Below are 14,665 nucleotides of genomic sequence, written 5' to 3' on the forward strand. Positions count from 1 at the left end.
GCGGCTTCGGAGAACTCTGGAAAAGCGGAAACTGCACCCCCCGCCCCTCCCTGGAAACTTCAGCTGTCCCTCACGAGTCGACCTCCGGTAGCACAGATAGATCGACCATGTCAACAACGGACCGGCGGAACATCCCCCGGTTGTTGAGGGCGAAAGAGGTGACCGGTAGCACTACTCCGGCATCCGGTACGCCTCGGAGAGCGGAAGGATCGCGTCCTTCCACAGCCGTCCCAGGAGGGCCGGGTCGGTCACGGGGCGGCGGATCATGGCCCGGCAGCACGCCGCCTGGCCTTCCGTGGTGGAGGGCCGGCTCAGCAGATCCACCGCCAGCCGGGAGAAATCGCGCACGAACGCGTGGAACATGGCGTCCACGTGGTCGGCGTCCACCCCGTGGAGCGTGGCCGCCTCGCAGATGAGCTGGGCGTACACGACCAGGGTGAACAGCTCGCCGAGACACAGCAGAAAATCGGTGTTCTTGCGCTGGGCCTCGTTCGGGGTGTGCTCGACCAGGAGTTTCAGGAGTTCGTCCACCTGCTCCAGGAACACCCGCACGTTGGGGAGGTCCCAGGCCCGGAACGCCCCGCGGTAGTCGTGGAACCGGATCTTCCCCAGCCCCCGGGCCGGGCCCTGGTCGAACAGGAACGCGTCGTGGGCCGGGTCGTCCCGGACCGGCACCTCGGGGTAGTCGGCCGGGTTGAAGAAGTAGTTCTGCATGAACTTCACGATCAGGGCGATGTTCACGTGGACCGTGCCCTCGAGCTTGGGCAGGGCCCGGATGTCGCGGGCCGCCATCTCGAAGTAGGTGTCGGTCTCGAACCCCTTGGCCGCGATCACGTCCCACATGAGGTTGATGACCTCCTCGCCCTGGGTCGTGACCTTCATCTTCATGACCGGGTTGTAGAGGAGGTAGCGCCGGTCGTCGGCCGAGGCGCTTCGCATGTAGTCGGCCGACCGCAGCCCGAAGAGCTTCATGGCCACGAGCCGCAGGTAGGCGTCGGTGAACAGGCGCTGCACGTGGGGAAAATCGGTCACCTTCATCCCGTAGAGCACCCGGTGGGCGGCGTGGTCCAAGGCCTCGTAGAGGGCGTGGGTGCAGATGCCGATCGAGGCCCAGCCCAGGTTGTACTTGCCGATGTTCACCGTGTTGAGCGAGGCGTCCCAGGCGGCCGGCCCCTGGAGCAGGATGTCGGCGTCGGTCACCGGGTAGTCCCGCAGCTCGAACTCGGCCACGTAGCTCTGGCTCGGCACCACGTTTCGCACCAGGTGGAACCGCTCGTGCCTGGGGTCGGCCGCGAAGAACACGTAGTCGCCCGTGTCGCCGCGCTTACCGAACACCGAGACCAGGGCGGCCTCGTTGCCGTTGCCGATGTAGTACTTGCCGCCGTTGGCGACCCACCGGCCGGGGCCCACGGGGTCGAGCCGCATCTCGGTGCTGTAGATGTCGGCCCCGTGGGCGCGCTCGGAGAGTCCGAAGGCGAAGATGCCCCCCTCTTCGAGCATCCGGCCCGCCCGGCGCTTCAACTCCTCGTTGGGGCTCATCCACACCGGCCCCAGGCCCAGGATCGAGACCTGCCAGGTGTACCAGTAGCAGAGCCCGTAGAAGGAGACGACCTCGTTGAAATGGCAGATCCGGCGGGTGTCCCACCGGGTGTCGCCCGTGCCGTACTCCGGCGGGGTCAGGAGCGTCGCGAACACCCGCTCGTCGCGCACGAACCCGAGGAAGTCGTCGTACCAGACGTGGGCCTTGTCGTCCTCCTTGAGCCGGCGTTTCCCCTTGGCCTCGAAGAACGCGACCGTCTTCTCCAGGATCTCCCGCAGGCGGGCATCGTCGCCCACGGCCAACCGGTGGGGGTGCAGCAGGATCATGGCGGCTCCTTGCTTCTTGAGTGAATATTCATTCACAGATCCGCCGAAGGGTGTACCAGCCCCCAGGTCCGAAGTCAACAACGGTTTTGGAACCGGGGCTGGGGCCCGCTGGGACCGGAACCCCCTGCCGCCGAAAAAAACCGCGCCCGCCGGCCTCCGGGGAGGAGGCGCGGCGGGCGCCGGCGCGGGGGAGGGATCGGAGGGGAGGGTTACTCGGTCTTCTTCGCCTCGGCCTCATCGGCCTTACCCTCGGCGGGCTTGGCCTGGGCCGCCTGGGCGAGGTCCCGGAACGCCTTCAGGTACGAGGCGGGCATTTTGTACACCGGACCCGCTGAGCCCGCCCGGGCGTAGACGGCGCCGGCCTTCTCGGCCAGGGCCACCTCCTGGACCTTGCCCTCGGTGTCGGTGACCGCGGCCTTCACCGCGGGCTGGTCGAGGCCGTAGTCGGCCGCGGGCCCGGGCTCGGCCACCACCTCGTCGGCCTTGGTGTTCTCGAGCGCCCGCAGCAGCGCGTCGAGCTTCGTTCGCTCCCCGTCACCCACCTCGGCCCCGGCCCGCTTCCATTTGCCGGCGTCCTTCTCGTAGGCGAGTTCCGTGCCGTCCACGGTGACGGAGAGCTTCTCCACCTTCCAGGTTTTTGTGAGCACCGGCTTTTTGCGCCGCAGGGTCTCCGGGTCCACCCGGAACGCCTCCAGCACGTCCTTGTTGATGGTGAAAAGCGCGTTGCGGCCCGAGGTGCGGGCCCAGACCTGACCGTCCACCTCGGCCATCTCCACGACCACGGGCTCGCTCTCCCCCTCGGCCTTGAGCTCCACCCGGATCCCCTTGGCCAGCTTCCCGTCGGCCTTGTCCTTGGGCTCGTCCAGGAACCGGTTGATCCGGGCCCACCGGAGCTTGTCGGTGACCTTGTCGGCCTCGGCCGGGTCGGCCTCGGCGGCGAACGGCTCCTCCAGGAACCAGCGGTCGTCCTTCTTGACGAGCCGCACGGGCTTCCCCTCGGCCGGCCGGATCGCCACGGCCTCGAGCCGGCTCCAGGAGAAGCCCTCCACCACGTCCTTGTTCCGCAGGTCCGACACGTCCTTGAGGAACCCGGAGAGAGCGTAGTTCTGCACCACGTGGACCGGCCCCTCGCCCACCCGCACGTAGCGGGCGTCGCCCACGGGGTTCTGGGCCCCCACGGCGAGTTCGATCTCGACGCCCTTGGTGCGGATCACGGCCTCGGGCTCCTTGAGCCCGAAGGGCTCGAGGTCGGCGTCGGCCGGGGCCACCTCCTTTTTCGCCTTCATGTTCTTGAGGTCCGACAGGAGCGTTCGCACTCGGCCGTCGTCGGCCCGGTCCTCCACGGGCTCCACCAGGAACCATTTGTCGTCCTCGCCCTTCTTGACCCGGGCCGTGGTCTCTTTCCGCTGGATGGCGAGTTCGGTGATCTGGTCGGTCTTGAGATCGGGGAAGAGGAGCCCCTCTTTCTTCTCGGCCTCCTGCTTGGCCTCGTACCGGGGCTGGTCCACGAAGTAGAGGTAGGCGGCGAGCGCCGCAAAGATGCCGATCGCGATCCAGGTACCCTTGAAGCGCATGGCGGACTCCCTTTACGGCTGGGAAGCGAGAACGCTAGGAAGCTGGGAAGCCTTTCCCCTCCTCACCCCGGCCCTCTCCCCCCGGTGGGGGGAGAGGGGGCTGTCGCCCGGGACCGCCCCTGGGCTCCCCCGGCGGGGGAAGAGGGGGCTGTCACCCCGGGATCACCCCTGGGCTTCCCCCGGTGGGGGGGGCCGCCCCCCGCGACCGCCCCCGGGTTCCTCCGCACGTAGGTCGTGTTGGCCGCGCCAACGGGCCGCCCCCCGCGACCGCCCCCGGGTTCCCCCGGCGGGGAGAGCGAGCCCGGCCCCCTGACTCCCGGCCCCTGACCTACAGGTTCCTCCGGCGCCACCAGATGCCGAGCCCGGCGAGCACGAGGATCGCCGGCCCCACGATCACGCTCGCGTAAAAGAGCGTGGCGGCCTGGGCCCGGCTCAGCACCAGGGGCTGGGGCTTCGTGTCCTTGGGCCGGATCGAGATGAGGTCCTCCTCCTTGGCGAGGTAGCTCACCATGTTCTGGAAGAGGTCGCCGTTGCCCGAGAAGTGGAAGTAGGTGTTGTCCACGAAGTCCGAGTCGCCCACGAGGAGAAGCTGCGCCTCGGTCTTGGCGTCGCCCTCGCCCTGGGTCTTCTCGAAAAGCGCGGCGAGCGTGAGCGGGCCGCGCACGTCCTGGGTCGGGTCGAACGAGGCGCTGGGGTTCGAAAGGTCGGTCTCGCCCCAGGCCTGGTTCGAGGTGCGGGCGATGGGCGAAAACCGCACGCCCTCGGGCAGGGATTTGGCCTTGTCGAGGCTCCGGGCCATGGGCAGGAACGTGGCCAGCTGGAAGTCCCGGGTGATCTCGTGGGGCGGGTACTCGGTGACGATCGGGGTCGTGTACGAGCCCCCGAAGAGCCGGCTCATGGTGTCGATCACCACGTCGTCGTGGAGCACGGCGCCCCAGGCCTCCAGCACCGGCTCGAGCCCGGTCTCCACCTGGGGGTCCAGCAGGGCCAGCACCTTGCCCCCGTTTTCCAGGTACGACCGGACCGTCTCGATCTCCTTCTCCAGGAACGGCTTCGTGGGCCCGGCGATCACCAGCACGTCGCAGTCCTTGGGGATCTCCCCCTCCTTGAGGAGCAGGAGCTCCTTGACCGCGAACCCCTGGTCCTCCAGGGCCTTCTTGGCCTCGGAGTAGCCCGTGCGCTGGGTGTCGTTGATGGAGTGCTCCCCGTGGCCCGCCAGGAAATAGACGGTCTTCTTGCCCTCCCGGGTCACCTTGACCAGCGCGTTCGTCAGGGCCTCCTCGCTCACCTCGGTGATCCGGTGGGTGTTGGAGCCCGCCTCGAACACCGTGGTGCCGTACTGCCGGATCCCGTACTGGTGGGCCAGGGCCGGGTTCTTGTCGGGGTCCACGTAGGAGACCTTGAGGTGGGGGGTCTCGTCGGCGTACCGGTCGAGGAGGTCCTTGATCCGGGCCCGGTCCTCGGAGCCGTCGGAGAAGAACGCCGTGACCGTGACGTCCTTGTCGAGCTCCCGGAGCACCTTCAGGGTCTGGTCCGAGAGGGTGTAGAGCTTGTTGGCGGTGACGTCCCATTTGGCGTTGTGGCGGATCCCGAGAACGTTCACGATGACCAGGATCCCCAGGAACGCCAGGGTGATGGCGGCCGCGTTGGCCCCGTACCGGGCCGCCCGGCTCCCGGGCGCCCGGGCCAGCAGGTGCCGCTCGGCCACGAAGAAGAACAGCAGCGCCGCGCCGCCCACCACGGCCAGGATCCACAGCAGCGCCTTCTGGGTGGGGTAGTACTCGGCCACGAACAGGCTCGCCAGCACCAGCAGGGCGCCGACGATGCCCGCCACCTTGCTCGAGACCTTCATGGTCGCCCGGGGTCGAAGCTCACCGGCCATGGCTTACCTCCAGCGGTTCGATTCGAGCACCCGGTGGGTCAGAAACAGCCCGAAGGCCGCCACCGAGGCGTAGTACACGACGTCCTTGACCTCCACGACCCCCTTCAGGAACCCCTCCAGGTGGGTGATGATGGAGAGGTGCTCGAACACCTTGGCGAACTCCCCGCCGAGTTCGGCGGCCCAGCCCAGGAGCCAGAACACCAGAAGGATCCCGAAGGTGAGCACCGCCGCGATGATCTGGTTCTCGGTGAGGCTCGAGGCGAAGAGCCCGAAGGCCACGAACGCCCCGATCAGAAGGAGCATGCCCAGGTACCCCGACCAGATCGGGCCCCAGTCGAGGCTGCCGTAGGCCCAGACGAGGAGCGGCATGTAGAGGGTGAGCAGGAGCATCCCGCCCAGAAGCGCCAGGGCCGCCAGGAACTTGCCGGCCACGATCTCCCCCAGGCGCACCGGCGAGGTGAAGAGAAGCTGGGCCGTCTTGTTCTTCTTCTCCTCGGCCAGGAGCCGCATCGTCACGATGGGCACGAGGAGCAGGAGCGTCACGGCCATGTTGTGGAACGTGGGCTGGAACACCATCTGGTTCACGTTCACCTGGCCGCCCAGGTGGGGCATGCGCATGAGCTGGAAGCTCTGCATGCTGTACCAGGTGATGATGTTGTAGAAGAGGAGCCCGCTGATCCCCAGGAACACCGTGGCCACCACCCAGGCCATGGGGGAGACCAGGTAGGTCCGCAGTTCCTTTCCGGCGATCGTCAGCACCCGACTCATGCCGTTCCCTCCGCCGCGCTGGGGGCCGCCTCGTCGGAGGCGAGGCCGGCCGGCACGTCCTCGGTGGTGAGCTTGAGGAACACCTCCTCCAGGCTCACGGCCACGCCCGTGAGTTCCAGGAGCCCGGCGCCGCTCTCCACGGCCACCCGGGCCACGTCCTCGCGCACGTCCCGGTCGAGCGCGCTCTCCACCCGGTAGAGGCCGTCGTCCTCGGCCTCCACGTCGAGCACCCCGTCCAGGGCCATGAGCTTTGTCACGAGGTCCGCGCTGGGCCGGGCCACCCGGACGAGGATCCGGCGGCTCGTGCCCATCTGGCTCCGGAGGTTGTCGGCCGTGTCCACGGCCACGATCCGGCCCTCGTTGATGATGATGACCCGGCCGCACACCGCCTCCACCTCCTGCATGATGTGGGTGGAGAGGATCACGGTGTGGTCCTGGGCGAGCGCCTTGATCAGCGCCCGGATCTCCAGGATCTGCACGGGGTCGAGGCCCACCGTGGGCTCGTCGAGGATGAGCACCGGCGGGTTGTGCAAGAGGGCCTGGGCGAGCCCCACCCGCTGGCGGTAGCCCTTGGAGAGGTTCCCGATGAGCCGCCGGGCCACGTGGTCCACCCCGCACTTCTCCATGGCCCGGGCCTTGGCCTCGCGGAGGGCGCCGCCCGAGAGCCCTTTTAGCCGGCCGGCGTATGAGAGGTACTCGTCCACCGTGAGCTCGGGATAGACCGGCGGCTCCTCGGGCAGGTACCCCACGTTGCGCTTGACCTTCAGGGGTTCTTCGAAGATGTCGTGGCCGGCCACCCGGGCCGTGCCCGAGGTGGGGGGCATGAAGCAGGTGAGGATCTTCATGGCCGTGGTCTTCCCGGCGCCGTTGGGGCCCAGGAGTCCCACGATCTCCCCCCGCTCCACGTGGAACGACACGCCCGCCAGGGCGCAGACGTCCCCGTAGTACTTGGTGAGGTTCTCGGCCTGGATCATGGCTTCCTCCTCGGCAACGAAACCGAACACCGCGCGGCCCGGCCGCCCCGGCGGGCGGCCGGCCCCACAACATGGCACCGGAACTTTAGGAAGGCATTAGGCGAAGATTAAAAGTCGATGAGACGCGCCGGTTTGACCCCGGTCATGGCCCCGGGGCGGGAGGGGCGGGTAGGATGGGCGGGCGAAGAGGGAGTGCCGCCGGTCCCCGGCGCGGAGGGCCAACGCCGGAACGCAAGGGGTGTCCCGTCCTCCCGCCAAACGACAAGGAGCCTCCATGATCCGTCCCCGAGTCCTCGCCGCCGTCCTCGTTTTCGTCTTGGGCCTGGCGGCAGCGGCCCCGGCCGCGCCCACGGTGAACTGCCACTGCTTTCGCGACCGGAGCTTCGACCCCGCCCGGCCCGAGGCGGCCGACCCCTACGTGCTGGCCACCTCCCGGAACTCCCTTCTGGCCGCCGCGTTCGGGGTGTCGAAGGGCCTCGTGGTGCGCTCCCTCATGACCGGCACCCCCCCGGAGGCCCTGTGGGCCGCCCACGGCCTGGCCGCGGCCACCGGCCGGGACGCCGGGGAGCTCCTCACGGCCTACGGGAAGGCGGGGTCGTGGATCGGGGCGCTGGCGGCCCTCGGCGTGGCGCCCGACGCCGTGCCGGGGAAGGTAGGGGAGGCGCTTCGCGCCGGGGCCGACCCGGCCGGCGCGGCGGTGGACGAGGTGCTGGTGGGGCGGCTCGGCTCTTCGGCCGACCGGGTGGCGGCGCTTCGGTTTGCAGGTGCCTCCGACGCCGAGACCGTGGCCGCGACCCTGCTCGGCCGCCTCCGGGGCCGGGATCCGGTGGGCTTCCTGAACGAGGTGCGCGCGGGGAACGCGACCTGGGGGGCCCTGTTCCACGCCGCCGGGGTCGCCCCCTCCGACATCGACGACGCGATCGCCCGGCTGCTCCGGCGGTGACCCCGGCTGCAAACCGGCGGCGCCTGCTTTCGATCAGGGAACGATTTTGATGCCCTGCTTCAACACCGGCGCCCCCGGACCGCTGGACGTCCCGACGTCTGCCCCTTCCCGGGCGGTCGAGCAGGTCCGGCATGCTACGGATGTCTGCGTTCTATGGCTCACGGAGTTGGAGTTTCGCGCCGCCTTCGCCCCCCAGGACAGGGAACCGCATCCGGTTACGATCTCTCCTCCCGCCAGAACTCGCCCGCGTAGCAGGTGAGCGCCTCGCAGGGGCGGCCGAAGCGGGCGCGGTAGGCGGCCGGGCCGTCGGCGATCTCGCCCCGGGCCGCGGCAGCCACCAGACGGACGTTCGCCACTTTGGCCTCGGTGGGGCCGCCCCGGCCGACGATCTTGAGGTGGCGGACCCCGGCCCCGAGCCAGGACGGAACGCCGCAGATCCCGCACCCGAGCCGCCGGTCGGCCCGGCGCCAGCGCGCGTGCCAGCGGGCGAGCGGGTGGGCCGCCGCCAGGGGCTTCCCGTCCGCGGTCCCGAGCCGGTAGGGGATCTCGCAGGGCCAGCGCTTCGAGGGGCTCACGTGCTGGAAGGCGCACAGGGCCTCCTCGTTGGGGCAGGCCCCCACGAGCACGAAGGCCTCGAACTCCACCTCGGGCACGGCCCGGCACAGCGAGGCGATCTCGGAGAGGGTCAAGTGCCGGGGGAGCACGGCCCGGGCCACGCCGTAGCGCCAGTAGAACCGCACGGTCTCGGCGTTCAGGGCCCCGGCCAGGGTGGAGAGGGTGAGGACCAGGGGGAGGCCCTCGTCCCGCAGGGCCGCCAGGAGGCCCGGGTCGGCGGCGATCACCCCCGTGGCGCCCCACCCGGCCGCGCGGGCGGCCAGGGCCACGAGGCCGGGGATGCGGCCCGGGGCGTAGCCCGGGGCGTTCAGGGTGAGATGGAACCCGAGCCCCCGTTCCCGGGCCTCGGCGATGGCTTGGGCGAGCGCCGCCTCGTCCGCGAAGTGGGCCGATGCGAAGGTGCGCTGGGTGGCCGAGAGGCCGGCCTCACCGTCCGGGGCCCAGACCCCGCCGTAGAGGTCGGTGGCCCCGGCCTCGGCCAGCGGCGCCACCTCCTCGGGCCGGTCGATCGGGGCCAAGATGCCGGGTTCCGGTGGGGGGAAAGGCGTGGGAGCGGGGAGGCTGGGGGGCTCACGTCGCATGGGATTCCCGCGGTTCCGCTCGTCGAGGGACGCAAAGCTGGGTGTTTGGAACGGCACCCCCTCGGCTTGGGGATCACATTCCGGGCCTTCGGCCCGGGTCGCGACCGGGAGGTCGCTCCTCCGAGGCCCGGGGCGTTCCAGGCGCACGAGACGAACAACGGTCGGCCCACCCGGCACGGGTTCACACACTTCCCCGGACGACCCCAGACCGGCGACCGGGGACCGATGACCGCCGTTCCTACCGCATACCCCGGGGCTTCCACACGGTCTCGTACCGCCGGTCCCACCACGAGGGGTCCTCGTCCCGGGCCAGCACCTCGCCCACCACCACCAGGGCGAGCGCCGGCTCGGGGTCCGAGGAGTCCACGCCGAAGGGGTCTCGGTCGCCCACGGCCTCGACCACGGTGTCCAGGGTGGCCAGGGTCACCCGTTCGTCGGGGCAACCGATGTTCTCGAGGATCGCGATGGGCACGTCCTTCCCGAACCCGGCCCGGAGCTCGGTCGCGAGCTCCGGGAGCGGCCGGTCGTTCATGTAGAGCACGAGCGTGGTGCCCGGCCGGGCGAAGTCCCGGAGCCGCACCGAGCCGCCACCCCGGCCGAAGGCCCGGGGGCTCGTGATCACGGTGGCGTGGGCCACCTCCGGGAGGTCGAAGGTCTTCTTGAGGAGGGCCGCGGCCGCGGCGTGGGCGCCCACCCCCGGGATCACCCGGGCCCGGTCGCCGAAGGCGGCCACGAAGGACTGGAACGGGCAGAAGACGGAAAAGTCCCCGGGGATGAGAACCCCCACGGGCCCCCGGGGGAGGCGGGCCTCGATCCACGCCTTCACCTCGGCGTGGGGCAGCGCGAAGGGGCTTTCGAGGTCCTTTCCGGCCAGCAGCCCGGCGAAGCTCCTCTGGAACGAGGCCGGCGCCAGGACCGAGGGGCTCTCCTTCAAGGCCCGGGCACCCTCCAGGGTCAGGTAGTCGGGCGAGCCGGGGCCGGCCCCGATGAAGTAGACCGGGTGCGCCACCCCGCTACCCCCGGCCGAACAGCCGGGCGAAGAAGCCCTTCTTCTTCGGAGCCCCGGGCTCGGGGGCCGTGCGGGTCTCGGCCGTGACCTCCCGGAGCCGCACCTCCCCGGCCCCGGCCGTCAGGTACTCGACCCGCACCTGCACCTGGATCTGGACGGCCTCGACCCCCTCCTGGATCTCGAGCTCCAGGGGGATCGCCACCTGGACCTGGCTTCGGCCCCCGCCCTGCACGGGCACCACCAGGGTCCGCTCCACCCCTGGGGTCGGGGCCTCGGCCGCCTTGCGGGCCGCCCGGGCCTGGACCTCCCGGATGTCCTCCACCTTGGGCGGGGCCGGCTCCTCGGCCCGGGGCTCCGCAGGCTGGGCGGCCGGGGCCGGTTTGGCCGGGGCCTTTCCGGCACCCCGGCGCTGCTTTTTCTGGATGTCCTCCAGGACCATCTTGCAGATGGTCTTCATGGCCTCCATGATCCCCTCGCCCGTGGTGGCCGTGGTGGCGAAGTCGGGCACGCCCCGGGGGTTCAGGTGGCGGCGCAGCTCCTCGATGGGAAGGGCCCCTGGGATGTCGCGCTTGTTGTACTGGATCACGAAGGGAACGGTCTCCCAGTCGATGCCGTGGGCCTTCAAGTTCTCCTTGAGGTTTTCGAGGCTCTCCAGGTTCTGCTCCATCATGCCCGGCTGGGAGTCAGCCACGAACACCACGCCGTCGGCGCCCTTGAGGACGAGCTTGCGGGTGGTGTTGTAGAACACCTGGCCCGGCACGGTGTAGAAGTTGAACTTGACCCGGAACCCGCCCACCGTGCCGAAATCCACCGGGAAGAAATCGAAGAAGAGCGTCCGGTCGGTCTCGGTGGCCAGGCTCACCAGCTTGCCCCGGTTCTTGGGGCTGATCCGGGAGTGGATGTACTGGATGCTCGTGGTCTTTCCGGAAAGGCCGGGACCGTAGTACACGATCTTGGCCGTGAGTTCCCGGGCCGCGTAGTTGAAGATCGCCATGGCCTACCTCGTTGGGTCTTGGGGTTCCGGCCGCACCAGGTGGGCCAGAAACTCCACGTTGCCCTTCTTCGCCCCCGGCACGGGGCTCTCCGCCGTGGCCGCCACCTCGAACCCGATCTCCCGGGCGACCCCGAGCACCGCCTCCAGGGCCTCCCGCCGTCGCCCGGGGTCCCGCACCACCCCGCCCTTTCCCACGTGCTCCCGGCCCACCTCGAACTGGGGCTTCACCAGCGCCACCACCCGCCCCCCGGGCCGCAGGAGCTCCCACGCCCGGGGCAGCACGAGCCGAAGCGAGATGAACGAGACGTCCACCACCACCAGGTCCACCGACTCGGGCACGGCGTCGGCCGGGAGCATCCGGATGTTCTGGCGCTCCAGGGCCACCACCCGGGGGTCCTGCCGGAGCGTCCAGGCGAGCTGGCCGTAGCCCACGTCGATGGCGTACACCCGCCGGGCCCCGTGCTGCAGGAGGCAGTCGGTGAACCCGCCCGTGCTCGCACCCACGTCGGCGCAGACCCACCCCGCGGGATCGAGGCCAAAGGCCCGAAGACCCGCCTCGAGCTTCAATCCCCCCCGGCTCACGTAGGGGCAGTATTCCCCCTTGAGCCGCACCTCGGCCCCCGGGTCCACCCGCTGGCCGGGCTTCTCGATCCGCCGGTCCCCCACCACCACGAGGCCCGCGAGCACCAGGGCCTGGGCCTTCTGGCGGCTCGGGGCGAGCCCCCTTTGCACCAGGAGCTCGTCGATCCGGACCCGTTCGGTCACCCCGCGAGATCCCTCACCGCGGCGAGGATCGCGTCGGCGTCGAGCCCCACGAGCCGCCGCAGCTCGTCCTGGGTGCCGTGCTCCACGAACCGGTCGGGGAGCCCCAGCCGCCGCACCCGGGGGATCGGGACCCCCTCGTCGGCCAGGCATTCCAACACGGCCGAGCCGAACCCGCCGGCGAGCGCGTTCTCCTCCACGGTCACGACGGCCCGGGCCCGGGACGCCAGATCCACGATTCCTTGCCGGTCCAACGGTTTTACGTATCGGGCGTCGAAGACGAGAGCTTGAATCCCCTCGACCCGGGCCCGCTCCACGGCCGCCCGGGCCGCTCCCAGCACGGTGCCGGCCGAAAGGACCAGCACCCCGGGGTCGGCCGGGTCGCCCAGGACCACCCGGCCCTTCCCGAGCGGCCAGGGCCGGGGCGGCCCCTCCCGGGGCACCCCGATGCCCTTGCCCCGGGGGTAGCGGACGGCGGCCGGCCGGCCGAGCCCGAGCGCGGTGGCGAGGGCGTGGCGGAGCTCCCCCTCGTCGGCCGGGGCCAGGACGGCCACGCCGGGGATGTGCCGCAGGTACGACAGGTCGAAGGCCCCGTGGTGGGTGGGCCCGTCGGCCCCCACCAGCCCGGCCCGGTCCAGGGCGAACACCACCGGCAGGTCCTGGAGGGCCACGTCGTGCACGATCTGGTCGTAGGCCCGCTGGAGGAACGTGGAGTAGATGGCCACCACGGGCTTCCAGCCCTCGGCCGCGAGCCCGGCCGCAAAGGTCACGGCGTGCTGCTCGGCGATGCCCACGTCGAAGAACCGGTCGGGGAACCGCTCCCGGAACCGGTCGAGCCCCGTTCCCTCGGGCATGGCCGCGGTGATGGCCACGATCTTGGGGTCGGCCTCGGCCAACTCGATCAGGGTGTCCCGGAACACCTCGGTGTAGCTCGGGGCGGCACCCGACCCCGGCCGGCAGGCGCCGTTACAGGGGTCGAAGGGCCCCACCCCGTGGAACGCCGTGGGCGAGCGCTCGGCCGGCGGGAACCCCTTGCCCTTCCGGGTCACCACGTGCACGAGCACGGGCTTTCGGAACTTCCTCACGTTCTCGAACGCGGCCACGAGGTGGCCCACGTTGTGGCCGTCGATGGGCCCGACATAGGTGAACCCGAGCTCCTCGAAGAGCATGCCCGGCGAAAAGAACCCCTTGACGTGCTCTTCCACCCGCTTCGCCAGCCGGGCCATGGCCCCGCCCAGGCTGGGGATCGCCCGCAGGAACTCCTCCACGTCCTTCCGGAACCGGGAGTAGAGGTCCCCGGTCAGAATGCGGGAGAGGTACGACGAGAGCGCCCCCACATTGGGGGAGATGCTCATCTCGTTGTCGTTCAAAACGACCACCAGGTCCCGGTCCAGGTGGCCGGCGTGGTTGAGGCCCTCGAAGGCCAACCCGGCGGTCATGGACCCGTCGCCGATCACGGCCACCACCTTGTGGTCCCCTCCCGCGAGGTCCCGGGCCACAGCCATGCCGAGCCCGGCGGAGATGGAGGTGGAGGAGTGGCCGGTGCCGAAGGCGTCGTGGGGGCTCTCGGAGCGCTTCGGGAACCCGGAAAGCCCGCCCCGCTGCCGGATCGTGGGGAACCGGTCCCGCCGACCCGTCAGGATCTTGTGGGCGTAGCACTGGTGGCCCACGTCCCAGATGATCCGGTCCCGGGGGGAGTCGAACACCCGGTGCAGGGCCACCGTGAGCTCCACCACCCCCAGGCTGGACGCCAGGTGGCCCCCCACCGGGGAGAGCTTCTCCAGGATGAACCGGCGGACCTCGTCGGCCAACCGCTCGAGGTCGGCTCGGTCCAGGGCTTTCAGGTCCTCCGGCCCCCCGATGCGGGGCAGGAGGGGTTCGCGTTCGGCCATTCGGATTCCTAAGGTCTTACGCTAGAAGGCTGGAAAGCTGGGAGGCGAGAAGGCCCAACCCCCTTCCCGCCCCGGCAGAACCGGTCGACCGGGCACCGTCTTCCCGCCACCCGCACCGATTCCGGCCCTGACCGTCAGGATCGCTCCGGCCGGTCGTCTCAGTGACGCCGCTCCACCACGAACCGGGCCAGGGCCCGGAGCGTGCCGGCCCGGTCCCCGTAGGGGTCGAGCAGGGCCAGGGCCTCGGCCGTGATCTCCTCCATCCGGCGGCGCGACTCCGCAAGGCCCAAGAGGGCCGGGTAGGTCGCCTTGGCCCGGCTCTCGTCGCTTCCCACCGGTTTCCCGAGCCGCTCGGGGTCGCCCTCCACGTCGAGGAGGTCGTCGGCGATCTGGAACGCCAGCCCCACCCGTTCGGCGAACCGGCCCAGCCGGTCCAGGTCTTCGTCCGCCCCCCCGGCGGCCAGGCCCCCCAGCACCACCGACGCCCGGATCAGCGCCCCGGTCTTGTGGGTGTGGAGGTACTCCAGGGTCGGCAGGTCCGGGACCCGGCCCTCGCTCACGAGATCCAGGGCCTGGCCGCCCACCATGCCGGCCGTACCCGCCGCCCGTGCCAGTTCCCCCACGGCCCGCACCACCCGCTCGGCCGGGTGGGCGGCCAGCACCCCGGGGTCGGTCAGGGCCGCGAAGGCGTCGGTCAGGAGCCCGTCCCCGGCCAGGATCGCCATGCCCTCCCCGAACACCTTGTGGTTCGTGGGCCGACCCCGGCGCAGGTCGTCGTCGTCCATGGCCGGCAGGTCGTCGTGGA

11 protein-coding genes and 1 pseudogene are annotated in these 14,665 nt (G+C 70.7%); 1 reads left to right on the forward strand and 11 read right to left on the reverse strand.

What is annotated here, in order from left to right; genetic code table 11:
* Positions 1-171 precede the first annotated feature (171 nt).
* From ACY0I8_RS11400 to ACY0I8_RS11420, 5 genes are all read right to left on the reverse strand, one after another.
* The gene (locus ACY0I8_RS11400; RefSeq protein WP_461394848.1) at positions 172-1,866 is read right to left on the reverse strand and encodes an acyl-CoA dehydrogenase; all 1,695 of its coding nucleotides are present in this window, start codon (positions 1,864-1,866) and stop codon (positions 172-174) included.
* Positions 1,867-2,075: 209 nt separating this feature from the next.
* On the reverse strand, positions 2,076-3,440 hold the full coding sequence (locus ACY0I8_RS11405; protein ID WP_461394849.1) for a DUF4340 domain-containing protein: 1,365 nt from the start codon (positions 3,438-3,440) through the stop codon (positions 2,076-2,078).
* Positions 3,441-3,768: 328 nt separating this feature from the next.
* A complete protein-coding gene (locus ACY0I8_RS11410) occupies positions 3,769-5,322 on the reverse strand; it encodes a GldG family protein (RefSeq protein WP_461394850.1) in 1,554 nt (517 codons plus the stop codon).
* Between the two features lie 3 nt (positions 5,323-5,325).
* A complete protein-coding gene (locus tag ACY0I8_RS11415) occupies positions 5,326-6,090 on the reverse strand; it encodes an ABC transporter permease (RefSeq protein WP_459941701.1) in 765 nt (254 codons plus the stop codon).
* On the reverse strand, positions 6,087-7,064 hold the full coding sequence (locus tag ACY0I8_RS11420; RefSeq protein ID WP_461394851.1) for an ABC transporter ATP-binding protein: 978 nt from the start codon (positions 7,062-7,064) through the stop codon (positions 6,087-6,089). Before ACY0I8_RS11420 ends, ACY0I8_RS11415 begins: the two co-directional genes overlap by 4 nt.
* Before the next feature lie 274 nt (positions 7,065-7,338).
* Between ACY0I8_RS11420 and ACY0I8_RS11425 the strand changes: the two genes are divergently transcribed.
* Positions 7,339-8,007, forward strand: coding sequence for a hypothetical protein (locus tag ACY0I8_RS11425; protein WP_461394852.1), 669 nt, complete (start codon positions 7,339-7,341; stop codon positions 8,005-8,007).
* Between the two features lie 215 nt (positions 8,008-8,222).
* Here the strand turns inward: ACY0I8_RS11425 and ACY0I8_RS11430 are convergent, their stop codons facing one another.
* The 6 genes and pseudogenes from ACY0I8_RS11430 to ACY0I8_RS11455 all read right to left on the reverse strand — a co-directional run.
* On the reverse strand, positions 8,223-9,140 hold the full coding sequence (locus tag ACY0I8_RS11430) for a U32 family peptidase (protein ID WP_461394853.1): 918 nt from the start codon (positions 9,138-9,140) through the stop codon (positions 8,223-8,225).
* A gap of 301 nt (positions 9,141-9,441) precedes the next feature.
* Complete coding sequence (locus ACY0I8_RS11435; protein ID WP_461394854.1) at positions 9,442-10,212, reverse strand: SAM-dependent methyltransferase; 771 nt, start codon at positions 10,210-10,212, stop codon at positions 9,442-9,444.
* 415 nt (positions 10,213-10,627) lie between these two features.
* Positions 10,628-11,206: pseudogene (locus ACY0I8_RS11440) on the reverse strand (GTP-binding protein); the annotation flags it as partial.
* A gap of 3 nt (positions 11,207-11,209) precedes the next feature.
* On the reverse strand, positions 11,210-11,971 hold the full coding sequence (locus tag ACY0I8_RS11445) for a TlyA family RNA methyltransferase (RefSeq protein ID WP_461394855.1): 762 nt from the start codon (positions 11,969-11,971) through the stop codon (positions 11,210-11,212).
* A complete protein-coding gene (gene dxs / locus ACY0I8_RS11450; protein ID WP_461394856.1) occupies positions 11,968-13,860 on the reverse strand; it encodes a 1-deoxy-D-xylulose-5-phosphate synthase in 1,893 nt (630 codons plus the stop codon). Before dxs ends, ACY0I8_RS11445 begins: the two co-directional genes overlap by 4 nt.
* A 158-nt stretch (positions 13,861-14,018) precedes the next feature.
* Positions 14,019-14,665, reverse strand: a 647-nt coding sequence (locus ACY0I8_RS11455; protein ID WP_461394857.1) for a polyprenyl synthetase family protein, incomplete at its 5' end; no start/stop codon positions are given.

The sequence above is a fragment of the Deferrisoma sp. genome (assembly GCF_054681715.1).

Excerpts from the sequence above, each read along its gene's own strand:
- ACY0I8_RS11405 (WP_461394849.1), bottom strand. The coding sequence starts at position 3,440 with ATGCGCTTCAAGGGTACCTGGATCGCGATCGGCATCTTTGCGGCGCTC.
- dxs (WP_461394856.1), bottom strand. The coding sequence starts at position 13,860 with ATGGCCGAACGCGAACCCCTCCTGCCCCGCATCGGGGGGCCGGAGGAC.
- ACY0I8_RS11420 (WP_461394851.1), bottom strand. The coding sequence starts at position 7,064 with ATGATCCAGGCCGAGAACCTCACCAAGTACTACGGGGACGTCTGCGCC.
- ACY0I8_RS11410 (WP_461394850.1), bottom strand. The coding sequence starts at position 5,322 with ATGGCCGGTGAGCTTCGACCCCGGGCGACCATGAAGGTCTCGAGCAAG.
- ACY0I8_RS11415 (WP_459941701.1), bottom strand. The coding sequence starts at position 6,090 with ATGAGTCGGGTGCTGACGATCGCCGGAAAGGAACTGCGGACCTACCTG.
- ACY0I8_RS11425 (WP_461394852.1), top strand. The coding sequence starts at position 7,339 with ATGATCCGTCCCCGAGTCCTCGCCGCCGTCCTCGTTTTCGTCTTGGGC.
- ACY0I8_RS11400 (WP_461394848.1), bottom strand. The coding sequence starts at position 1,866 with ATGATCCTGCTGCACCCCCACCGGTTGGCCGTGGGCGACGATGCCCGC.